17 protein-coding genes and 3 tRNA genes are annotated in these 22179 nt (G+C 72.6%); 15 read left to right on the top strand and 5 right to left on the bottom strand.

Features of this window, described 5'->3' with window-relative positions:
* From E0D90_RS09190 to E0D90_RS09180, 3 genes are all read left to right on the top strand, one after another.
* Positions 1-1706 (top strand): M28 family metallopeptidase (locus E0D90_RS09190; RefSeq protein WP_438827382.1); only part of this gene is annotated, 1706 nt, incomplete at its 5' end.
* Between the two features lie 195 nt (positions 1707-1901).
* Complete coding sequence (locus tag E0D90_RS09185; RefSeq protein WP_103529343.1) at positions 1902-2198, top strand: type II toxin-antitoxin system VapB family antitoxin; 297 nt, start codon at positions 1902-1904, stop codon at positions 2196-2198.
* A gap of 216 nt (positions 2199-2414) precedes the next feature.
* On the top strand, positions 2415-3101 hold the full coding sequence (locus E0D90_RS09180; protein WP_103503073.1) for a LytR C-terminal domain-containing protein: 687 nt from the start codon (positions 2415-2417) through the stop codon (positions 3099-3101).
* Positions 3102-3199: 98 nt separating this feature from the next.
* Here the strand turns inward: E0D90_RS09180 and upp are convergent, their stop codons facing one another.
* Entirely contained in the window at positions 3200-3832 is a 633-nt protein-coding gene (gene upp / locus E0D90_RS09175; protein WP_103503072.1) for a uracil phosphoribosyltransferase, read from the bottom strand.
* A gap of 116 nt (positions 3833-3948) precedes the next feature.
* Between upp and E0D90_RS27145 the strand changes: the two genes are divergently transcribed.
* The 7 genes from E0D90_RS27145 (at position 3949) to E0D90_RS09150 (ending at position 8561) form a co-directional block, all read left to right on the top strand.
* Positions 3949-4119 carry a hypothetical protein gene (locus E0D90_RS27145; RefSeq protein ID WP_170214949.1) on the top strand — a complete coding sequence of 57 codons (171 nt, stop codon included), beginning with the start codon at positions 3949-3951 and terminating at the stop codon, positions 4117-4119.
* 76 nt (positions 4120-4195) lie between these two features.
* Positions 4196-4738, top strand: coding sequence for a tRNA adenosine deaminase-associated protein (locus E0D90_RS09170; RefSeq protein WP_130797294.1), 543 nt, complete (start codon positions 4196-4198; stop codon positions 4736-4738).
* A 116-nt stretch (positions 4739-4854) separates the two neighbouring features.
* Positions 4855-5316 carry a tRNA adenosine(34) deaminase TadA gene (gene tadA / locus E0D90_RS09165; RefSeq protein WP_227870091.1) on the top strand — a complete coding sequence of 154 codons (462 nt, stop codon included), beginning with the start codon at positions 4855-4857 and terminating at the stop codon, positions 5314-5316.
* Between the two features lie 121 nt (positions 5317-5437).
* A tRNA-Ser gene (locus E0D90_RS09160) sits at positions 5438-5524 on the top strand.
* 498 nt (positions 5525-6022) lie between these two features.
* On the top strand, positions 6023-6187 hold the full coding sequence (locus E0D90_RS27140; protein WP_170214948.1) for a hypothetical protein: 165 nt from the start codon (positions 6023-6025) through the stop codon (positions 6185-6187).
* Between the two features lie 456 nt (positions 6188-6643).
* Positions 6644-7435: an RNA polymerase sigma factor SigF gene (locus E0D90_RS09155; protein WP_103503069.1), complete on the top strand. Its 792-nt coding sequence runs from the start codon at positions 6644-6646 to the stop codon at positions 7433-7435.
* Between the two features lie 202 nt (positions 7436-7637).
* Positions 7638-8561, top strand: a complete 924-nt coding sequence (locus E0D90_RS09150; protein ID WP_103503068.1) for an RNA polymerase sigma factor SigF — start codon at positions 7638-7640, stop codon at positions 8559-8561.
* Positions 8562-8820: 259 nt separating this feature from the next.
* On the opposite strand, the gene E0D90_RS09145 is transcribed toward E0D90_RS09150, so the two are convergent.
* Complete coding sequence (locus E0D90_RS09145) at positions 8821-9021, bottom strand: hypothetical protein (protein ID WP_103529340.1); 201 nt, start codon at positions 9019-9021, stop codon at positions 8821-8823.
* A gap of 422 nt (positions 9022-9443) precedes the next feature.
* Between E0D90_RS09145 and E0D90_RS09140 the strand changes: the two genes are divergently transcribed.
* The 3 genes from E0D90_RS09140 to E0D90_RS09130 all read left to right on the top strand — a co-directional run bounded on the left by E0D90_RS09140 (position 9444) and on the right by E0D90_RS09130 (position 13968).
* Positions 9444-10340 (top strand): glycoside hydrolase family 16 protein, encoded by an 897-nt coding sequence (locus tag E0D90_RS09140; RefSeq protein ID WP_307721135.1) that lies wholly within the window; start codon positions 9444-9446, stop codon positions 10338-10340.
* A 129-nt stretch (positions 10341-10469) separates the two neighbouring features.
* Positions 10470-12047, top strand: a complete 1578-nt coding sequence (locus tag E0D90_RS09135) for a bifunctional phosphatase PAP2/diacylglycerol kinase family protein (protein ID WP_103503065.1) — start codon at positions 10470-10472, stop codon at positions 12045-12047.
* A 709-nt stretch (positions 12048-12756) separates the two neighbouring features.
* Positions 12757-13968, top strand: a complete 1212-nt coding sequence (locus tag E0D90_RS09130) for a phospholipase D-like domain-containing protein (RefSeq protein WP_103503064.1) — start codon at positions 12757-12759, stop codon at positions 13966-13968.
* A 444-nt stretch (positions 13969-14412) separates the two neighbouring features.
* Here E0D90_RS09130 and E0D90_RS09125 read toward each other — a convergent pair.
* A tRNA-Arg gene (locus E0D90_RS09125) sits at positions 14413-14485 on the bottom strand.
* Positions 14486-14656: 171 nt separating this feature from the next.
* Positions 14657-14746, bottom strand: a tRNA-Ser gene (locus E0D90_RS09120).
* A gap of 284 nt (positions 14747-15030) precedes the next feature.
* Between E0D90_RS09120 and E0D90_RS09115 the strand changes: the two genes are divergently transcribed.
* Both E0D90_RS09115 and E0D90_RS09110 read left to right on the top strand, forming a co-directional pair.
* A complete protein-coding gene (locus E0D90_RS09115) occupies positions 15031-15429 on the top strand; it encodes an SSI family serine proteinase inhibitor (protein ID WP_103503063.1) in 399 nt (132 codons plus the stop codon).
* A 786-nt stretch (positions 15430-16215) separates the two neighbouring features.
* Positions 16216-20232: a PAS domain-containing protein gene (locus tag E0D90_RS09110; protein ID WP_130797292.1), complete on the top strand. Its 4017-nt coding sequence runs from the start codon at positions 16216-16218 to the stop codon at positions 20230-20232.
* Positions 20233-20358: 126 nt separating this feature from the next.
* On the opposite strand, the gene E0D90_RS09105 is transcribed toward E0D90_RS09110, so the two are convergent.
* Positions 20359-22011: a long-chain fatty acid--CoA ligase gene (locus E0D90_RS09105; protein ID WP_103500460.1), complete on the bottom strand. Its 1653-nt coding sequence runs from the start codon at positions 22009-22011 to the stop codon at positions 20359-20361.
* Between the last annotated feature and the right edge of the window lie 168 nt (positions 22012-22179).

Below are 22179 nucleotides of genomic sequence, written 5' to 3'. Positions count from 1 at the left end.
CCACCCCCCTCCCCCGCCCGGACACGGCCACCGACGTCCCCGGCCCCGCCGCGCACGCGCCCCGCCCGCCGACCTTCGGCCACGGTGCCGACACCCTCGACATCCCCCGGCTCGACCCCGGCGCCGGCTACGGCCACCCGCTGCGCGGAGCGCGGCTAGCCGAGCGGATGGTCGAGCGCACCACCGGCGCCGACGCCATGCGGCACCTGGAGGAGTTCCAGCGCATCGCCGACAAGCACGACGGCAACCGCGCCTCGGGCACCGACGGCTACGACGCCTCCGCCACCTACGTCGGGGAACTGCTGGAGGAGGCGGGATACGAGGTCACCTACCAGGAGATGGACTTCTCCTACCGGGAGGCGGTCACCGAGCGGCTGTCCCAGCGGACCCCGGAGGACCGCGACATCGCGGTGCGGGCGATGTCCTACACCGCCAACTCGCCCGAGGGCGGCGTCACCGCCGAACTGGCCGAGGTCCGGGCCGGAGGCGCCGAACACACCGGCACCGGCACCGACACCGACAGCACCGACGCGACAGCGACCGCGATCGGCACCACCGTCACCGAGACGACCGTCCGCGAGGACGTCGCCGCCGCGGAGGGCGCCGGCTGCGCGCCCGGCGACTTCGACGACCGCGTCGAGGGACGGATCGCGCTCATCGAGCGCGGCATGTGCACCTTCGCGGAGAAGCAGGCCAACGCCGCCGAGGCCGGTGCGATCGGTGTGCTGATCTACAACAACGAGGAGGGCCCGCTCGGCGGCACCCTCGGCGGCGCCGACACGGGCAGGGTCCCGACCGGCGGCATCTCCCGCGCCGACGGCGTCGCGATGTCCGAGTCGCTGGCCGCCGGCGAGACCGTCACCGTCGACATGGAGCTGCGGGAGCTGGCCGAGGACCGCCGCACCGTCAACGTCATCGCGGAGACGCCCGGCGGCGACGCCGAGAACGTGGTCATGGCCGGCGCCCACCTGGACTCCGTCCTGGAGGGTCCCGGCATCAACGACAACGGCTCCGGCGCGGCGGGCGTCCTGGAGACCGCCCTGCGGTTCGCCGAGACCGCCCGCATCGACTCCCGCGTCACCGATCACCGCAACACGGTGCGGTTCGCCTTCTGGGGCGCGGAGGAGCTGGGGCTGCTCGGCGCCGAGCACTACGTCGGCGAACTGGACCAGGCCGAACGCGACCGGATCGGCCTCTATCTGAACTTCGACATGATCGCCTCGCCCAACTACGGCCTGTTCGTGTACGACGGCGACGGCTCGGAAGGGCTCTCCGCTCCCGGCCCGGACGGCTCGGCGCAGATCGAGCACGCCATCAACACCTTCCTCCGCGACCGGGACGAGGAGCCCCGCCCCACCTCCTTCAACGGGCGCAGCGACTACGGCCCGTTCATCGCGGCGGGCATCCCGGCCGGCGGCACCTTCACGGGCGCCGAGGGGCTCAAGACCGAGGCACAGGCCGAACTGTGGGGCGGCGAGGCGGGGGAGCCCTACGATCCCTGCTACCACGCGGCCTGCGACGACCTGGACAACGTCGACCCGACCGCCCTGGACATCAACGTACGGGTGATCGCGCACCTGGTCGGCGGCTACGCCTGGGACACCGGCTCGCTGACCGAGCCGGTCCCCGAGTCGCGCCCCGTCAAGCCGGAAACCGCTGACAGCGGCGGCCCCAGCGAGCGCGCCACGCACCGGATCGACCGCTGAGGTCCCTGCCGGACCGCCGGCCGGTCGCCACGTCCCGGCACTGACCGATCCGGGTGCCCGGCGCGCGTTCGCGTGCCGGGCACCCGGGCGTTCACGTCATCGCCACCGTTCACCCGACCGTTATGGACGGATACGCGGCGTTCACCTGCCGCGGTGAAGCTGCGCCGGGTGGGGGCCGACCGGTAGGCTCTGCGTGTGATCTTCAAGCGCATTGGCGACGGGCGGCCGTACCCCGACCACGGCCGGGACAGCACCCGGCAGTGGGCGGACGTGGCCCCCCGTCCCGTGCGGCTGGACCAGCTGGTCACCACCAAGGGGCAGCTCGATCTGGAGACGCTGCTCGCCGAGGACTCCACCTTCTACGGCGACCTCTTCGCCCATGTCGTGAAGTGGCACGGGGACCTCTATCTGGAGGACGGCCTCCACCGCGCGGTGCGCGCCGCGCTCCAGCAGCGGCAGGTCCTGCACGCCCGGGTGCTGGAACTGGGCTGACGGCCCGCCGGACCGTCCCGTCATACCCCACCACCACGATCCCGCCCGCGGGTGTGGCGTGCCGTCACGGTGTCTCGGTGCGAGGCGTCTTCCCCGATTGGCGCAGCTGGGCCGAACGAGCCTCGGCCCCGGGATGGCGGGGCGTCAGCCACCCGAGCCACCCGTTACGCTGATCGTTTAGTACGCACAACCGCCTACCACGGATACGCTGCCGCTATGAGCATGCTCACACCCCCCGGAATGAGCGGTAAGCGGTACCGCGTCACGGGGGACCGCTACCCACGGATGCGCCGGCCCCGTCGCCGCGGCCGCGTCGTCGCCGGGCTGATCGCGGGTCTCGCGGTCCTCTCGCTGCTGGGCTACGGCACCTGGCAGCTCACCGACGTCTTCACCGGAGACGGCGACCGAACCGAACAGGCCGCCGTCGTCGAAGAGGAGGCGTGCGCCCCGGACGACACCGAACCGGTGCCGCTGCCCGAGCCCTCCACCATCACCGTCAACGTCTACAACGCCACCGATCGCACCGGCTTCGCCAAGGAGACCGCCGACGCGCTGGCCGCCCGCGGCTTCGTGATCGGCGAGGTGGACAACGCCCCGGACGAACTCGCCGACGAGGTCCCCGTCGGCGGCCTGCTGCGTGGCTCCGACGCGGCCCAGGAGACCGGCGCCCTCCAGGTCCTCGGCAGCCACGTCGGCGACGACGAGGCCGAGACCGGCTCGGTGGAGCGCGAGGGCGGCGAGGTGGACCTGATCCTCGGCGAGGAGTCGGGCGACCTGGTCGCCGAGCAGGAGGTGGCCCTCGTCCTGGAGGCGCTGGCCACCGATCCCGACGACCCGTGCGCGGGCGAGGGCGCGGGTGACGGCGCAGACACGAAGCGCTCGACCGAGGCCGCCGGGCGCTGACACCCACGCGGACGAAGCGAAACGCGGGTGGGGCCGGGGTTCAAAACCCCGGCCCCACCCGCGTTTCGCTGTGACGTCGCCTCAGACCGTGCCGCGCCTCAGACGGTGCCGTACATCCGGTCCCCGGCGTCGCCGAGGCCCGGCACGATGAAGCCGTCGTCGTTGAGCTGCTCGTCGACCGAGGCGGTCACGACCGTCACCGGCGCACCGGCCAGCTCGCGCTCCATCAGCTCCACACCCTCCGGCGCGGCCAGCAGACACAGCGCCGTGACGTCGTCCGCGCCGCGCTCCATCAGCTCCCGGATCGCCGCGACCAGGGTGCCGCCGGTCGCCAGCATCGGGTCCAGCACGTACACCTGGCGGCCGGAGAGGTCCTCGGGCATCCGGTTGGCGTAGGTGGACGCCTCCAGGGTCTTCTCGTCCCGGATCATCCCGAGGAACCCGACCTCGGCCGTGGGCAGCAGCCGCACCATGCCGTCGAGCATGCCGAGACCGGCCCGGATGATCGGGACGACGAGCGGCCGGGGGTGGGAGAGGCGGACGCCGGTCGTGGTGGTGACCGGGGTCCTGATGTCCACCTGTTCGGTGCGGACGTCCCGGGTCGCCTCGTACGCCAGCAGCGTCACCAGCTCGTCGGCCAGTCGCCGGAAGGTCGGGGAGTCGGTGCGCTCATCGCGCAACGTGGTGAGCTTGTGGGCCACCAGCGGGTGGTCGACGACGTGAATGCGCATGCGACGACCCTAACGAACGCCTGTACCCGGCCACAGTGCGCCGTCCTTCTTCCGCTTCGCTGGACGGCCGGGCGTTGTGGGGAGAGAGTGGAGGACCCATGGCTGTGAGGTGACGGATGCCCATACCCGGATACCCCGTGGAGCCCGATCCGGCGCACCGGCGCCGCCGCGCCGAGTTCCTGCGCGAACTGGCGGAGGCGAAGGCCCTGCGCGACCGTGTCCGCCCCCGGCGTGCACGCACCGCGCGATTGCGCCGACAACAGCGGATGCGGACATTCCGCTGGTGAAGTGTTGAGTTACCCGACAGATCCTTGCTTTTCTGCCACGATGCCAACAGGCAAGCCGAACGTGGGGAGAGCCGAGGTGTACTTCACCGCACTGCTCGCGAGGACCGACAACGGTTGGGAAGCGAGCGACACAGAGCTGGACGACGTCGAGAGCCTGGACGAGCTGGCCGAGCTGGCCCGCGAGACCGGGCAGGACGAGGAACCGGTCCTCGTCTGCATCGAACAGGAAGGCGCGTGGTTCGGGATCGTCCGGGTGGACGGCGAGGACGATCCACGCGTCTTCGTCTCCGACGCCGCACGCGCCATGCGCAGCGCGTACGGCGAGATCCTGCTCAGCGACGAGCTGCTGGGCCGGGAACCGGAGGACCCGTACGCACTGGACCAACTGGCCGACCTGGACGGCACCGAGGACGGCCCCGACCTCTCGTCCGGACCGGTCGGCGCCACCACGGACGACGACGACGGCGAGGCAGTCCCCAACGGCCCGGTCGGTGACGCCGGGCTGATGGCGGACTTCGGCATCGGACGCGCCGCCGTCCTCGGCCTCGCCCCGGAGAACGCGCTCGGGGAGATCGCCGACGCCCTCGGCTGCGCCGAGGTGCTGGAGGCCGTGCGGTGACGCCTTCGTCCCGGCCGGCCGGCGCGAGGGAGGGCGCACCGGCCGGCCGGGACGCGCACCACCGGCCGGCGGGGCCATCGCCAGGTGACGCGTCGAGTGATCCCCCGCGTGATCCGCTGCGCGATCCATGGCTGCCGGCCATGCGCCGGGCGCTGGCCGAGGCATCGGCGACGACGGCGACCGGCGACGTTCCGGTCGGCGCCGTGGTCCTCGGCCCCGGCGGGCCTGCGGGCGAACTGCTCGCCACCGGACGCAACGAGCGCGAAGCGACCGGCGACCCCACCGCGCACGCCGAGGTCCTGGCGCTGCGCGCAGCCGCCGCCCGCCTCGGCGAGTGGCGGCTCTCCGGCTGCACTCTGGTGGTCACGCTGGAGCCCTGCACCATGTGCGCGGGCGCCGGGGTGCTCTCCCGGGTGGACCGGGTCGTCTACGGAGCGGCCGACGCCAAGGCGGGCGCCGTCGGTTCGGTGTGGGACGTGATGCGCGACCGGCGGCTCAACCACCGGCCCGAGGTGATCTCGGGCGTCCTCGCCGAGGAGTGCGGCGCGCTGCTGACCGACTTCTTCCGCGACCGCTGAGCCCACGGACGCGACGACGGCGCGGCGGGCGGCTGGGCGACGGCTGGGACGGCGGCTGGGGCGACGACGGGAGCGGCAACCCGATTTCGGCACACGGCACCTGTGGGCTAGGATCTCTCCCGGTAGCGTGTCCGAGCGGCCTAAGGAGCTCGCCTCGAAAGCGAGTGTGGGGGCAACTCCACCGAGGGTTCAAATCCCTCCGCTACCGCTCGTGTGCACAGCACAGTCGAAGGCCCAGACCATGCGGTCCGGGCCTTCTGCGTGCCTGCGACGGCGCGGCCCGCGCGTGGGCGCGGCGGGTTCCGCACAGCGGGGCGGTGTCGGAGCCGGAGGAGGCGGCGCCGGGGGGACGTGCCGCCTCCTCCGGTGCGGACGGGGCACGCGGCGTCCGGCGAGGGGGGTGCCGAAGGCCGTGGCGGTTCCGACCGGTCGTCCGGCCCGCCGCGAGCGGTGCCGGACATGTCTCCAGGATGCGGCGGCCGGGGCGGGCCCGGAGGCGCGAAGGGCCCCACCTTCCGGGACTTTGGTCCCCGGTATGCCGCCTTCACCCGGCTTCGTGGCTTCCCGAGGCGACCGGTCCGGCCAGCTCGTCGGACAAGCACACGGCGGGCTGGATAAACTCACTCGGACCGCGCCGGGGGTGCGGACGCGCTGCCCCGTGGGGCCGTCGCGGGATGCCGGAACGGCCGGCGGGCAGGGGGAGACGGTGGCGCAGTTCAAGAAGATCGTGCTGTACGCGGCGATCGTCTTCGTGCTGTACACGATCATCAACTCTCCGGACCGCGCCGCCGAGATCGTCCAGCTCGGCTTCGAGGGGATCTCCAACGCCGCGCAGGGCGTAGGCAACTTCATGACCGCGCTCATCAGCTGATCCGACTACGGGTCCGACCCCCGACCCACGGTCCCCCTTCCCTTCCGGCTTCCGCGTCCGGCTTCCGCTTCCGACGGCGCGCCCCCATCCGGCTGCCTTCGGCGCGGCACCACTCCGCCGACTGGCGCGTGAATCACCCCGCGCGCCACTGTGCGAATGTCGCGCGCCCCTCGTTGCGCCAGGTGCGCGCCCGGCGCGCGTACTCCGCCGTTCCGGCGCCGATCGGGCCGGTAGGGCACCTCGCGGGCCGCGCGGGGCCCGCCACCTGGCCCGAACACCCCCGGCGCGTTCCGGCCACCGCGATACGACCGACGTCGACCGCCCCGTCACGCTCCCGCAAGGCATGGCCACTACTCAACACGGCGTTATGGGGTGCTTGCACAGGGTGGATATGTCTTGTGATGCTATGACCGCTCTTGCCGGACACGATTGCACGAATGAAGGGGTGGTCGGCAGGTGGCGACGACGCAGACCCGCGAATCCCGGGGCGCGGCCGCCAGGGCGCTCACACAGACGCTGTTCGAACGTCTGGCCGGGCTTGAGGCCGGGACAGCGGAACACGCGCGGGTACGGGGGGCGCTGATCGAGGCCAACCTCCCCCTGGTGCGCTATGTGGCGAACCGATTCCGCAGCCGCAACGAACCGATGGACGACGTCATCCAGGTGGGCACGATCGGCCTGATCCACGCCATCGACCGCTTCGACACGGCACGCGGCGTGCAGTTCCCGACGTTCGCGATGCCCACGATCATCGGGGAGATCCGCCGCTACTTTCGGGACAACGTGCGCACCGTGCACGTACCCAGGCGGCTGCACGAGCTGTGGGTCCAGGTCCACGGCACCACCGAGGAGCTGACCGTGACCCTCGGACGCAACCCGACGCCCCGTGAGATCGCCGAGCGGCTCGCGGTCGCCGAGGAGGACGTCCTCGCCAGCATGGAGGCCGGCCGCGCCTACCGGGTCGCCTCCCTGGAGGCGGCACAGGACCGGGAGGACGGCACCCCTGCGCTGGTCGAACGACTCGGCTACGACGACCCGGACATGGCAGGGGTGGAACACCGCGCACTGGTGCGCCACCTGCTGGTGCAGCTGCCGGAGCGCGAGCAGCGCATCCTGTTGCTCCGTTACTACCGCAATCTGACGCAGTCCCAGATCAGTGCGGAACTCGGCCTCTCCCAGATGCACATCTCCCGGCTGCTCTCCCGCAGCTTCAGCAGGCTGCGGGCCACAAATACGATCGAAGCGTAATCCTCAGGGGTGAACACAACGCCCCCGACCGTGGCTGGATCTGGAATGTTTTGTCGACAAGACGCTACATCGTGTTGATGACTTGTGACATTCTGCTAGACGAGCGTTTGTCGCAGGGGCAACTCCGGTATTCAACGAGACGGCGCACTTCATCAGCCGGAGGGCGTCGCTGCGATCCATCCACGACCTCCAAGGGGGTGGCATGTCCGTAGAACTGGGCAGCTCCAAGGTGCTCTCCACGCACGGCACGCCGCACATTCCCGCGCCATCCGTCGCCCCACACCACGACGGTGCCCCGCACACCGGCAGCCCCTCGGAAACCGTCCCCGCGGCGGTGGCCGACACCCTCGCCAACACCGACGGCCTGGACACCCGGACCCTGTCCCGGGCGCTGTTCAAGCGGCTGGCCACGCTTGAGGCGGACAGCCCCGAGCGCGGCTATGTCCGCGACACTCTCATCGAGTTGAACCTCCCGCTCGTGCGGTACGCGGCCGGCCGCTTCCGGAGCCGCAACGAGCCGATGGAGGACATCGTCCAGGTCGGCACCATCGGCCTGATCAAGGCGATCGACCGCTTCGACTGCGAACGCGGCGTGGAGTTCCCCACGTTCGCCATGCCGACGGTGGTCGGCGAGATCAAGCGGTTCTTCCGCGACACCTCGTGGTCCGTGCGCGTCCCGCGCAGGCTCCAGGAGCTGCGCCTGGCCCTCACCAAGGCCAGCGACGAGCTCTCCCACCGCCTGGACCGATCCCCCACGGTGCCCGAACTCGCCACCTGCCTGGGCGTCTCGGAGGAGGAGGTCGTCGACGGCCTCGCGGTCGGCAACGCCTACACCGCCTCCTCCCTCGACTCCCCGTCCCCCGAGGAGGACGGCGGCGAGGGATCGCTCGCCGACCGTCTGGGCTACGAGGACGGCGCCCTGGAGGGCGTGGAGTACCGCGAGTCGCTGAAGCCGCTGCTGGCCCGGCTGCCCGCCCGTGAACGGCGGATCATCATGCTGCGCTTCTTCGGCAACATGACGCAGTCCCAGATCGGCGAGGAGATCGGCATCTCGCAGATGCACGTCTCGCGTCTCCTGACCCGCACGCTGACCCAGCTGCGCGAGGGCCTCACGGCCGAGGAGTGAGAGGGCCCGGACCGGCCGAGGCCGGTCCGGGCACGCAAGAGACCCGCGGCGGGAGAACGCCGCGAGACACGAAGCGAACCCCGCCCCGCCGACAGCGGCGACGCGGTGGTTCTCCGAGTGGACAGAGACAGCGAGACCCCGCGAGCCGAAGTACCGCGACACGACGGGTCGAACACCCGGCGCACCGACGGACGGCGACGCCCGCGAGAGCGTGGTCAACGTGCGGTCAGAGCGCGGTCAAGCCGCGCTCGGGCCGCGGTCAGAGCGCGAAGACCAGGACCAGCGCGACGACCGCCACCGCCACCACGGCCGCGACGCCGATCATCAGCGTGCGCCCGTTGCCGGAGTCCTTCCGTGCCGCCGAGGGCGGCTCCTCGTCGACGAACGCCTGGAACATCTGAGTGCTGCCCGCGGGATCGACCTGGGGCTTGTTCTGCGGAGCCTGGGGGTTGTGAGCCATGCCAGCGGACCTTAGCGAATGCCCGCGGCCCGGCGACACCCAGGACCGGTTCTGAGACCGACATATGGCCGACGGCGACGCGTCCCGTCCCATCCGCCCCCGGGTGCACGGGTGTTGACCCCCCGGCGGACACGGCTCGCGCTCCCCGACCGGACCGGACCGGCCGCAACCGGCACGCATCCGGCCGGCAACCGGCCGGAACTGATCCCTCCGCTTTCTCCGGCGCGCACTGTCCCGTGCCCGCCGGCGGCACGTCAGTCGCGCATCGGCGCCCCGTTCACGCCCCGTGACGTCCCACCCTCCCCACGCGTCAAAACCGGCCCCGTTGGTTCCGGAACCGGGCCCGGGGCCTTGCGGTGGTACAGACCTCCGACTGGACTGGCCGTCCCCCACACACCTCACTCCCACCGGATGTGATGTTCATGAACAGCCCCGCACGCCTGCGTCCGCGCCACCGCCGCCTCGCCGCCACCGGCGCCGCCCTCGGGCTGAGCGCCGCCCTGCTGGCCGCCGGCACCGCGAACGGCTCCACCCCCACCGGCACGGCCGCCGAAGAGGGTCCCGGCGCCACCGTCGTGCTCCACGACGACTTCGACGGCCCGGCCGGTGCCCCGGTCGACAGCGCGCACTGGAACCTCGACCCGGGCGACAACATCAACAACCGCGAGCTGCAGTACTACACGACAGGCACCGACAACACCGCGCTCGACGGCAACGGCAACCTGGTGATCACCGCCGAGTCCGGCAACCCCGGCGACTACGACTGCTGGTACGGGTCGTGCGAGTACACCTCGGGCCGCATCAACACCGCGGGCAAGATCGAGGCCGAGTACGGCCGCGTCGAGGCGCGGATCCAGCTCCCCGAGGGCCAGGGCGTCTGGCCGGCGTTCTGGATGCTGGGCACCGACTTCGGTGACGTCGGCTGGCCGCAGAGCGGCGAGATCGACATCATGGAGCTGGTCGGACACGAGATGGACACCGTGCACGGCACCGTCCACGGCCCCGGCTACTCCGGCGGCGGCGGCATCGGCTCCCCGTACACCCTGCCCGGCGGTGAGAGCTTCTCCGACGACTTCCACACCTTCGCCATCGACTGGGCCCCGGACCGTGTCTCCTGGTCGGTCGACGGCGACGTCTACCAGACGCTGACCCCCGCCGACGTCAACGGCGAATGGGTTTTCAACAAGCCCTTCTTCCTGATCCTCAACGTCGCGGTCGGCGGGGAGTGGCCCGGCTACCCGGACGACTCGACCCAGTTCCCGCAGCGGATGGTCGTGGACTACGTGAGTGTCACCGAGCTCGACGGCGCCGCCGGCTGACCGGCCCCACGCGAGAGCGCGGCCCCGGACCAGGCGGACCCCGTCGCGTCCGGGGCCGCCCCCGGTGAGGGCCGTACCACCTCCTGCACGACCACGGATGAGAAGACCGGATGTGGGTAGCTCGTCGTCATGAGCAGCAGACTCGCCCGCGCCGACCGCCGCCTCTTCCAGCTGGTCGCGGGACACCATTTCCCCGGGGGTGACCGGGTCCTCCCCCGGCTCAGCCGGAGCGCCAACCACGGCCTGCTCTGGTTCGGCGCCGCGGCCGCCATCGCGGCCTCCGAACTCGGCGGGCGGCGGGTCGCCCGCAAGGCCGCGCTGCGCGGCACCGCCTCGCTCGCGGTCGCTTCGGCGACGGTCAACCTGCTGGCGAAGCGCGCCGTCCGCCGGCAGCGTCCCCTCGCCACCGACGTCCCGGTGATACGGCGGCTGAACCGCGCGCCGTTCACCACCTCCTTCCCCTCCGGTCACGCCGCCTCCGCCGCCGCCTTCGCCACCGGGGTCACCCTGGTCTCGCCGAAGTGGGGCGCGGTCGTCGCGCCGGTAGCGGCGTCCGTCGCGTTCTCCCGCGTCTACACCGGCGTGCACTACCCGGGCGATGTGGTGGCCGGCGCGGCGATCGGTGTGGCCGCCGCCTTCGCGGTGCGGCGGATGCTGCCGCGCGACGCACTGGAGCCCCCGGCCGTGCGCACGGCGGTCGGCTCGCCCCGTCTGCCCGACGGCAAGGGTCTGGTCGTGGTGGCGAACGCCGGCTCCGGCCCGTCGGCCACCCCGCCCGAGGAGGTCATCGGCGCCGTCCTGCCGCAGGCCGAGGTGGTGCTGTGCGGCGGCGAGGGCGGCGTCAGCGTCCCCGCCGCGCTCCGGCAGGCCGCGGAACGCGCCACCGAACTGGGCGGCGCGCTGGGCGTCTCCGGCGGTGACGGCACGGTCAGCGCCGCCGCCCGGGTGGCGCTGGAGCACGGGCTGCCGCTCGCGGTGCTGCCCGGCGGCACCCTCAACCACTTCGCCCACGACCTGGGCATAGAGACCATGGAGGACACCCGCCGCGCGCTCGGCGACGGCGAGGCGGTCGAGGTCGACCTGGCCCGCTTCACCACCGAGGACACGAGCGGGACCACGGACACCACGACGGCCGGCGACGGCGGTTCCGGCGATGCGGAGGGCGACCGTGCGGAGGCCGGCGGTACCTTCGTCAACACCTTCTCGCTCGGCGTCTACCCCGAGATGGTGCGCGTCCGGGAACGCTGGTCGCCCCGGATCGGCAGCTGGCCGGCGGGCGTGCTCGCCGCCTGGCACGTGCTGCGCGAGTTCGACCCGGTGGAGCTGGAGATCAACGGCGCACGGCACCGGGTCTGGCTCCTCTTCGCGGGCAACTGCCGTTACGACGGCATGGGTTTCGCCCCGCAGCGGCGCTCCCACCTCGCGGACGGCCTCCTGGACGTCCGGGTCGCCTACGCAGACCGCTGGGCCCGAACCAGGCTGCTGACGGGTGCGTTGAGCGGAACGCTGCACAACTCCCCGGTGCACGGCGCCGCGTTGCTCCGTCGCCTGCGCATCGACTGGATCGCGCCCGGTACCCGGCTGGCGTACGACGGTGAGATCGGCGACGCCCCCGGCAGTCTGCTGCTCAGCAAGGAGCGGGCGGCACTGACCGTGTACTGCCCGCAGGCCGCTCCCCGGCTGACGCCGCTGAGCAGCACCACCTGACCGGCGCCTGACGCACCCGTTCGGGCGGGGTGACGTGCGGGCGGACACGTCACCCCGCCCTGCGGGCACCGGCCGGGCGCCGCGGCTCGGGCGCCCGGTCGGGTCTGGGGTGGAGCGGCGCCGGGTGGAGTTCCAGGCGAAGCCCCCGGGAGAGCCCGCACGGGAGACGGACTCCTGCACGAGAGGCGAGCGGGAGCGCTCCCAGCAGACGGGAGGCACCCCGCACAACTGAAGTCCTCCCCGACCGGCGGCCACTCCGGTCGCGTGGGAGCGCTCCCAACTCGCCGCGGCGCCCTGGCGTCCCGAGTCCAAGGGCCACATCGCAGCCCCCCGGCTCACTCTTCCGGGTGCGCGGCACGCCCCACATGACGGAGTGCGGGGTGATCGGCACACGCTGCGATGCACCAATAGAGCCAGACCGGCACGGCCCCGTCAATGCGCGCGCACACCCCACTTTCGGAACCTGGCGTCCGCCCGTCCCACGAGGGTGACGTCCGACCGGCACGGACCGCACCCGGTACGCCCCGGCCGCGCGGCCCCAACCCGCCCTGACACCCCTCACCCGCACGGACGAGTACGGCTGACACAAGAGGCGTTGACCTTTCCGCCTCCCAACCAATGAAAGCGAAAGGTGAATTTCCGGCCAACAGCTTTTCGCCACCGCCAACCCCTCTTGCGAGCAGCTCGGTTGGCGCTAGTGTCCCGGCCCATGACAGCACCCCCCACCCGACGCGGCTCCCGCTTTCTGATCGCCGCACCGATCGCCGCTCTCACCGTTCTCGGCACGCTGCTGCCGGCCGCCTGGCCCGGCGCGGCAGCCGCGTCGGAACCGACCCCCACCCAACAGACCCACGGCGCCTACACCGTCTTCAACACCCCCTCCCCGGTGGGAGATCCGGACACGACGCTGGAAAGCCACATCGTGGAACTCGTCGACGCCACCCCCGCCGGGGAGTTCATTCACGGGGCGCTGTACTCCTGGACCAGGGAGCCCGTCGCAGAAGCCCTGGCCAGGGCCCAGGCACGCGGGGTGTCGGTCTCCCTCGCCATCGACAAGGACGGCGCCGGAAACGTCAATTCCGACCCCTCCAACACCGCCATGGCGGTCCTCCGGGACGCCGGCCTGACCCGGCTGGTCTTCTGCGGAAACACGAGCCGGGGCAACACCGCCTGCATCGGGAACCGCGACAACTCGATCAACCACAACAAGGTGTTCACCTTCTCCACGACCGGCGACATGTCGAACGTGGTCCTCGTCGCGTCCCACAACCTCACCAACACCCAGAACTCACTGCACAACAACGCGGTGGTGCTGCACGAGGACGCCGACCTCTACCAGGCATTCCAACGGCACATGTCCAACCTGCTCGCACAGCGGAAGAACAACAACTACTACCGCTCGGCCGACGGTTACTTCCGTTCACCGACCAGCGACATCAGGGTGTTCTTCTCGCCCTACGCCGACTCCTCCGGCGGCACCGACCCCGAGGCGAGCACCGACCTGATCGCGGGGCGGCTCTCCTACATCACCCGCTACCAACAGGGCTGCTCCGTCGATGTCGCCCACGCCCAGTTCACCGGCCCCCGCGCGGCCGTGGCCGACGAACTCATCCGCATCGGCGCCCTCGGCTGCCGCGTGCGCGTGATCGGCGGCGAGGGCATGACCACCTACATCACCGACCGCCTCGCCGGGAAGCGCAATGTCACCGTCCGGCGCCTGGACGAACTGCACTCCAAGTACATCGTCTACAGCGGCGACTACAACGGCACCGCCGGCCGGAACCTCGTCTTCACCGGCTCCCAGAACCTCACCGGCCCCGCCCTCCGCTCCCACGACGAGACCTTCATCCGCGTCGAACACCCCGACGCGGTCGGCGGCTACGAGGGCAACTTCGCCCTCCTCTGGTCCCGCGCACGCTGAACCACCGCAGCGCGCCGACAGAGTTCCGCGAGAGGGCGGCCCTGACCGCCCGGGCCGTAGATCGGTCGGTCCGGGCGCCCGGGCTAGCGCTTCTTACGGAGCGTGCGCTTCCTGGCTCTGGCTTCCTTCTCCTTGCGCTGAGCGACGCCGTACGCCGACAGCGGCCCCTGGTGCACCGGGCAGCGGGGGGTACCGGTCACCACCTTGCGCTGGCACCGCCCACCGGCCTTCGTGGTCGCACCGCACTTTGCCATGCCGTCCACCTCATCCCATCCGGTTCCACAACCCCGGCAGTGTCGCGCGGGTTCTCGGACCGGTGAAGACGCGAAGCCACCGCACCGGGGGTACGCGGGCGCACCCGGCAGCGCTCCGGACGCGACACCCGGGACTGGCCGACACGAAAAAGCCCCGCTCCGGAGAACCGGGCGGGGCTTCGTTCTGCTGTGCGCTCGGCAGGATTCGAACCTGCAACCTTCTGATCCGTAGTCAGATGCTCTATCCGTTAAGCTACGAGCGCTTGTGGCCGCTGGGGTTTCCCCCGGACCGCGTTGCGGGGACAACATTACAGCACCGGGGGCCCGGGGTGAAATCGGTTCCTCGCACCCTCGCTGACCTGCGAAAACGCCGCCACGGCGCTCACACGACGAGACCCCCGGCCGAACGGCCGGGGGTCTCGGTGATCAAGCGGCGGAGGCTCCGGGATTTGAACCCGGGATGGGGGGTTACCCCAAACCGCATTAGCAGTGCGGCGCCATAGACCAGACTAGGCGAAGCCTCCACGCACCCCGCGCGTACGTGGGGTGCGAGGAAATGATGCCACAGGCGGGGCGAGCCCTGCGAATCGGCCCCCGGACAGACCACGGCGGCCCACCGAGGCACCCCGCCGGGGCGGCGCGTGGACCGGGTCCACTGAACGGCCGCGGCACGGTCCGCGGTGCGGTGGCCGGCGACGGCGACGGCGACGGCGACGGCGGGCGCAACGAGAACGGCGGAGGCGCGTTAACCACTGCGAGGCGCGCGGTTCCGCGCCGCCCGACCCGACAGGCTGGAGCATCCCGCATCATGCCGTACACCGCACTCGCCACCGCCCTCGCCGCCGCCGCTGCCCTCACCGGCACCGCCACCGGCGCCTCGACCGAGCCCGCGCCGGAGTCGCGGCTGTCCATCTCGGTCTCCGAGACGGGCGACCCGGCCGACGCCAAGACCTACAACCTGACCTGTGGCCCCGCCGGCGGCGACCACTCCAACGCGTCGGCCGCCTGCGACGAGCTGACGACCGCGGGCGAGGGCGTCTTCTCGCCGGTGTCCCGCAGCGCCGTCTGCACCCAGATGCACGGTGGTGACGCGACCGCCCACATCACCGGCGTCTGGGCCGGAGCTCCGGTGGACGCCACGTTCTCCCGCTCCAACGGCTGCGAGATGCACCGCTGGGACCAGCTCGGCACGGTCCTGGCCGGCTGACGCCCGCCCGGCCCGTCACTCCGCCCCGGGCGGGGTAGCACCCCGCCCGGGGCGCGCGTGCGCCACCCAGCGCGCACGGATCGCGCTAGAACACGGCGGCTCGCGGTGGTTCGTGGTAGTTCGCGGTGGAACGGGGCGCGCACCGGCGTGAGATGCCGGGTGTACGCGGCGCGCGAACCTGGCGCGTACGGGAGTTCGAGAGCCCAGCGATCACCACGCGCTTCGTTCGGCCCGATTCCCCGCTCGGCCGGCGCGGCCACGCGTCAGGCACAGCGACGGACCGGCCTCCGATCTCGCCCACGCGGACCAGGCGTGAGCCGAGTGGCGACGCATCCGGGAGAACCCTCGCCGCGGGCCGCGCGCGCCGACACCGGACGGCACACTTCTCCGCCCCATCTGCCCCACACGGCGCGCACGTTGGACGCGGAACGACTGGTTCCGGCCATCCCCGCGAAGCACCCGGGAACGCTCGGCCCGGCGTCGCACCGCACCGCCCGGAGCCCTCCCGCCGACCGGTGGCGCGACGCCACGAGGCCCGTACCGCCGCCGGTCCCGGCCCGGCCCCGCACCCCCGCCGGCGAGCGCCTCCACGTGGCGTCCACCACAGACCACGAACCGCGCGTGCGGGACAATCCATCGTCGAAGGCACCGCCGCGCTGTGGGTGGCTGCCCGTAGACTCCCCTCATGACAGCTTCGGGTTCCCCGCCGTACCGGCCGGGAGGCCGGTAGTGGTCGCCGGGGAGGCCAACGTGGGGACTCAACGTCACTGAGGAGGATGGGACGTCGTGAGCAGCAGGCCGGCGAGAGGCACTGCTCGCCTCGCCGCCATACTCGACGCGCTGCCTGACGTGCTGGTGCTCGTCAACGGCAACGGCACGGTCGTCAACGCCAACAGCATCGCGCGGGAGACCCTGGAGTCACCGGGCGCGCCACTGGTCGGCAGAGGACTTCTGGACATCCTCCCCGACTTCGACCCGAGACGGATCCCGGGTTCGATGCGGCCGGAGGAGATGGAGACCCAGGAGCGGACCGGGCCCACCCGGATGACCGCCCGCCGTACCGACGGCAGCGACCTCCAGGTCGAGGTGACCAGCGCGGCGATTCCGGCCGGGCATTCGCCGTACGCCTCAGCGATCGAAGCGGCCTTCGCCGACGACTACTCGGGCGACGAGTTGCTGATGCTGGTCGTCCGCGACCTCACCGGCACCCTCGACACCGAGGCCGAACTCGCCCGTCAGCAGCGGCAGACCGAGATGATCCTGCGCGCCGCCAGCGAAGGCGTGATCGGCGTCGACACCGGTGGCCGCGTCGTCCTGGTCAACCCCGCCGCCGCACAGATACTCGGCCACCGCGCGGGCGCGCTGGGCGGCCAGGAACTGCACCCGCTGGCCCACCACTCGCACGCCGACGGCTCCCCCCTGCCCTGGGAGGAGACACCGCTGCACGACACGCTCCGCTCGGGCCGCAAGCACCGCGTGCGCAACGGACAGGTGCTGTGGACCAAGGACGGTCAGTCGATCCCGGTCGACATGACGACCGCGCCGGTGCGGGACGGCGACCAGCTGGTGGGCGCGGTGATGACGTTCACCGACCGCCGTCAGCACGACTCGCTGGTGTCGCGGCACGCCCAGCTCGACGCGGTACTCGCCCACGGCCTGCGCGGCCCGCTGGAGCAGCTGCGCGGCGAACTGTCGGCGCTCGCGGCGGACGCCGCCGGGCAGTTGTGGCCCGAGGCCAACCAGGTGCTGCACCATCTGGCGGCCGGCTACTCGCGGATGACCACCCTGGTCGACAACGTGCTGAGCTTCCAGCGGCTGGACTCCGGCCGGGAGAAGCTCGCCCGCAAGAAGGTCTCCATCGACTCCGTGATCACGGCGGGCGTCGAGGGCGCCACCGAGCTGATCGGCCCGGGCCGGGCCCAGTTCGCGGTGCACGCCCCGCCGATCGACGCCGAGGTCGACCCCGAGCGGCTGGCCCAGGCGCTGGCCCACCTGGTGGCGGATGTGGCCGGGGTGGACGCCACCGGCCGTGCCGCGTCCGGCGCCGGCGGCGACTCCACGATCGTCGTGGCCGCGGCGCAGCGCGGCGACGTGGTGCGGATCGAGGTGCGCGGGCCGTACACCGGTGGCGATCCGGTGCACGCGCCGCTGGTGCGCGGCATCGTCCGCCTGCACGGCGGCGTGCTGCAGACGCACGAGGTGCCGGGCGCGACGGACGGCCGGGCGTATGTGCTGGAGGTCCCGGTCAACGCGGACCGCAAGCCGGTCACGGCCGCGCCGCGCGGCGAACGCGCCGGGGACACCACGGTCGTTCCCGTACCGGCGCAGCCGGCGCGCGGCACCGCGCCGCGGCGTGGGCCGGAGCGCCCGGAAGGTGACGGCGCGCAGCCGGCGCTTCCCGCCGGTACGGCGGCAGCCGCGGGCGCGGCGGACGCCGCCGCCCCGGGCGGCCACGGCACGGACGGCGCCGGAGTCCCGTCCGCGGCGGCCGGCCCGGTCCCGGTGGCGTCGCAGGACGGTGACGGTCAGGGCGGCCCGCAGGCCGTGGACGGTACCGCCGGCGGCAGTGGAGTCGGTGGCGCCGGTGGAGTCGGTGGCGGCGACGCGCAGATTCCCGAGCAGACGGGGGTGGAGCAGCACGCGGCGGTGTCGATGGCCGCGTGCGAGACGCCGACGGGCCGCGGGCGTCGGCGCCGCGCACCGGCTGACGGAGCACCGCCCGCCGGGCTTCCGGCACAGGACCCGGTCGCCCACCCGCAGCAGCTGGGGATCGCCCAGCTGCCGGCCCAGGGTGAGATGCACGGTCCGCTGCCCGCACCGTACGGCCCGCAGGAGCAGCACCCCGGAGGCGAGCCGGCCGGAGGCGGCCGGAGGCGGCGCGCGGCGGCCGCGGCCGAGGAGCAGCTCCCCGAGAGCGGGCACCAGCAGATCCCGAACCAGGCCGCGGGTGAGCAGCCTTCGGGCCGCCGCAGGCGGGCGGCTCCGGACGGCGTCCCGGAGGGCGTCAACGGTCCGGACACGGGCGCTGGTCCGAGCGGCGGCATCGTGATGCCCCCCGCGGACCAGCTCCCTCCCCCGCCGCAGGGCGAGACGCCCGCCGCCGGGAACGCCTACGCGAACGCGCCGGCGCTTGCCGGTGTACGGCAGGACGTCGCCGCGCCCGGTCCGGGTGGTGCGGCACCCGCCCTGCCGGGACCGGGCGGTGCCCAGCCTCAGGAGCAGCCGCAGCCGCAGCAGATCCAGCACCAGCTACCGGCCGCCCCGCAGGACCACCAGGACCACCAGGCGCAGCAGGGCCAGGCGCTGCCGCAGCAGGGGGACGGCACGCAGTTTCCGGACCCGTCGGCAGGTCAGCCCGGCGCGCCCGGTCAGGTCGGCGCACCCGGTCAGCCCGGCGCGCCCGTTCAACCCGGCGTGCCCGGTCCCGGTTTCGTTGCCGAGGCCGGGCAGGGCGGCCCGGGCGCGACCGTGCCGTCCGAGGCGACGCCCGGTGTGCCGCAGGAGCACGAGCCGGCGGCCGACCCCGAGCAGGCGCCGCAGGTCGAGCACCCGAAGGTGGCGGCCAGCCCGATACTGAACGGTTCGCTTCCCCAGCCCGAACGTCCGCGCCAGCCGCAGGCGTTGCCGATGCCGGGCAGTGACCGCGGCAGCGACCGGCACAGCCCGGGCGTGAGTGTGCGGACCCTCGGGCAGGGCATCCCCGTTTCACAGCTCACCCAGCACGCGGAACAGCGTGCGGCGGCCGAACGGGCCGCCGTCGAGCAGCAGGCGCCGGCCGGGGCGCTTCCCGCCGCGCTGCCGGTGTCGAGCCCGGGGCGGCGGCGCAAGCTCGCCAACCCGGCGGCCGACGACGCACGGCTGGGCGCCGCCGCATCTCCGGCGAGTGCCCCCGGCACCACGCACCCGGCGGCCGGCAGCAGCGACGGCGGCGGCCGTCAGTTCACGATAGGCGCGCCCGCCGAGGGTGCGGAGGAGGGCCCGGAGCATCTCGACGGTCCGGGTGGCGCGGTCGAGGTCACGGGCACCACGGCTGTGGCCGGGCCGGTCTCCGCGGACGAGGACGAGTTGCCGCCGGAGCCGTTGGACAACCCGCGCCGGCTGCTGGTGTGGCCGGAGCCCGATGTCTCGACGCAGCAGGCGCTGACGGATCGCGGATACCGGCCGGTGCTGGTGCAGTCCCGGCAGGAGGTGGACGCGCAGATCGCCGCGTACCCTGCGGCGCTCTTCGTCGACCCGCTGACCGGGCCGATCACACGCACGGCGCTCCAGTCGCTGCGTCAGGCGGCGGTCGCCGCCGGGGTACCGGTGCTGGTGACCGCGGGGCTCGGGCAGGCCAGCCGCGACGCCGCGTACGGAGCGGACCCCGCGGTGCTCCTGAAGGCGCTGGCACCACGCGACAGCGAACAGCACCCGCCGCGGGTGCTGCTGGTGGAGGAGCGGCAACCGATCGCCGACGCGCTGTCGATGGCTCTGGAGCGGCGCGGGATGCAGGTGGTGCACGCCTCGTCCGACAGCGACGCGATGGAGCAGGCGCAGCACCTGCGGCCGAACCTGGTGGTGATGGACCTCGGGCAGGTGCGTCGGCGCCGCGCGGGGATCATCGACTGGCTGCGGGTCAACGACCTGCTGGCCCGCACACCGTTCGTGGTGTACACGGCTGCGGATCTCGACCCGGCGCGGCTGCCGCAGCTGGCGTCCGGGGAGACGGTGCTGTTCCTGGCCGAACGGTCCACCAGCGCGGAGGTCCAGTCGCGGATCGTGGACCTGCTGGCGAAGATCGGCGCGGGGTCGATGCACGGCTGACCCGCCGACGCGCTCACCGTTCGCGGCCCGCCCCCGGTTTCTCGGGGGCGGGCCGCGGTGATCGCGCGCCCATGGACGGCGGTGGGCGCGCGTGGGCGGCGCGACGGCTGCCGGGGGCCGGGGCCGTCAGTCCCCGACCGTGGTGACCTCCAGCTCTCCGTCGGCGTAGCGGGCGCGCAGCACCTTCTTGTCGAACTTGCCGACGCTGGTCTTGGGGACCTCGGTGATCGTGCTCCAGCGCTCGGGCAGCTGCCAGCGGGCGACGCGCTCGCCGAGGAAGGCGCGCAGGCCGGCGTAGTCCACCGCGGCGTCCTCGGTGAGGACCACGGCGGCGAGGGGGCGCTCGCCCCACCTGTCGTCGGGGACGGCGACGACGGCGGCCTCGGCGATGTCGGGATGAGCCATCAGGTGGTTCTCCATCTCCACGGAGGAGATCCACTCGCCGCCGGACTTGATGACGTCCTTGGCGCGGTCGGTGAGGGTGAGGTAGCCGTCCGGCGAGATGGTGCCGACGTCGCCGGTGCGCAGCCATCCGTCGGGGCTGAACTTGTCCTCGGGGCGGAGTGGTTCGCCGTCGGCTCCGCCGTAGTAGGCGGCGGCTATCCAGGGGCCGCGGACCTCCAGTTCGCCGGCGGACTCCCCGTCCCAGGGCTGTTCGCGGCCGTCGGGGCCGATCAGCCGGGGCTCGACGGAGGCGGGGAACCGGCCCTGGCTGATCCGGTAGGGCCAGGCGTCGTCGCCGGTGAGGCCGCGCGGCGGGTGTGCGACGCTACCGAGGGGAGAGGTCTCGGTCATGCCCCAGGCGTGGCAGACGTTGATGCCGTGGCGGTGCTCGAACTCCTTCATCAGGGCGGGCGGGCAGGCCGAGCCGCCGATGGTGACGTTCCTGAGGGAGGAGACGTCCCGGGGGTTGGCGTCCAGCTCGTTGAGGAGTCCCTGCCAGATGGTGGGTACGGCGGCGGCGTAGGTGGGGCGTTCGGCCTCGATCATCTCGGCGAGGGGGCCGGGCTGGAGGAAGCGGTCGGGCATCAGCTGGTTGACGCCGGTCATGAAGGCCGCGTGCGGGAGCCCCCAAGCGTTTACGTGAAACATCGGGACCACCGGGAGCGCGGTGTCGGCGTTGGTCAGGCCGATCGACTCGACGGTGTTGAGCTGGAGGGAGTGGAGATACATCGAACGGTGCGAGTAGACAACGCCCTTGGGATCACCTGTGGTGCCGGAGGTGTAGCACATCGCGGCGGCCGTGCGCTCGTCCAGCTCGGGCCAGTCGTAGTCGGTGGGGTGGCCGGCTATCAGCGTCTCGTAGCTGTGGACGGCCGGGCGGCAGCCGTCGAGGAGCGAGGTGTCGCCGGGGCCGACGACCACGACGTGGTCGATCGACGGGAGGGAGGGCAGCAGCGGGGCCAGCAGCGGCAGCAGCGTTCCGTTGACGAGAACGACGCGGTCGGCGGCGTGGTTGACGATCCAGACCAGCTGGTCCACGGGGAGCCGCAGGTTCAGGGTGTGCAGGATCGAGCCCATGCACGGGATGGCGAAGTACGCCTCCAGATGCTCGGCGTTGTTCCACATCAGGGTGGCGACGCGGTCGCCCTCCCGGACGCCGAGGTCGTCGTGGAGCGCGTGGGCGAGCTGGGCGGATCTGGCGCCTATCTCGGCGAAGGTGCGGCGTTGGGGCTCCGCCCCCGTCCAGGTGGTGACCCGTGAGCCGCCGTGGATGGTCGAGCCGTGGCGCAGTATGCGCGAGACCAGAAGCGGTACGTCCTGCATCGTGCTGTACACCGGGGGCCTCCCGAGGGCTACGAGACGAGATGACGGCGTTACGCGCCGGTAGCTTCAGTGCCACGCAGTCTCGCACCGACTGGCCGGTATGTCAGCGGAAAGGACAGCTCCCGTGTGGGCGGGCCCCGGGTGCAGTCCGGAACGATGCGCGGCCGCACGTCTCGGGAA

Source organism: Streptomyces otsuchiensis, assembly GCF_004305975.1.
GTDB classification, from domain to species: Bacteria; Actinomycetota; Actinomycetes; order Streptomycetales; family Streptomycetaceae; genus Streptomyces; species Streptomyces otsuchiensis.
Note: the sequence above shows the minus strand (reverse complement) of the source record. Positions and strands in the feature narration are given on the sequence as shown.

What these genes read in the sequence shown, in the direction of transcription:
- E0D90_RS09140 (WP_307721135.1), top strand. Translation starts at nt 9,444, where the DNA reads ATGAACAGCCCCGCACGCCTGCGTCCGCGCCACCGCCGCCTCGCCGCC.
- E0D90_RS09115 (WP_103503063.1), top strand. Translation starts at nt 15,031, where the DNA reads ATGCCGTACACCGCACTCGCCACCGCCCTCGCCGCCGCCGCTGCCCTC.
- E0D90_RS09180 (WP_103503073.1), top strand. Translation starts at nt 2,415, where the DNA reads ATGAGCATGCTCACACCCCCCGGAATGAGCGGTAAGCGGTACCGCGTC.
- E0D90_RS09150 (WP_103503068.1), top strand. Translation starts at nt 7,638, where the DNA reads ATGTCCGTAGAACTGGGCAGCTCCAAGGTGCTCTCCACGCACGGCACG.
- E0D90_RS09135 (WP_103503065.1), top strand. Translation starts at nt 10,470, where the DNA reads ATGAGCAGCAGACTCGCCCGCGCCGACCGCCGCCTCTTCCAGCTGGTC.
- E0D90_RS27145 (WP_170214949.1), top strand. Translation starts at nt 3,949, where the DNA reads ATGCCCATACCCGGATACCCCGTGGAGCCCGATCCGGCGCACCGGCGC.
- E0D90_RS09130 (WP_103503064.1), top strand. Translation starts at nt 12,757, where the DNA reads ATGACAGCACCCCCCACCCGACGCGGCTCCCGCTTTCTGATCGCCGCA.
- upp (WP_103503072.1), bottom strand. Translation starts at nt 3,832, where the DNA reads ATGCGCATTCACGTCGTCGACCACCCGCTGGTGGCCCACAAGCTCACC.
- E0D90_RS09145 (WP_103529340.1), bottom strand. Translation starts at nt 9,021, where the DNA reads ATGGCTCACAACCCCCAGGCTCCGCAGAACAAGCCCCAGGTCGATCCC.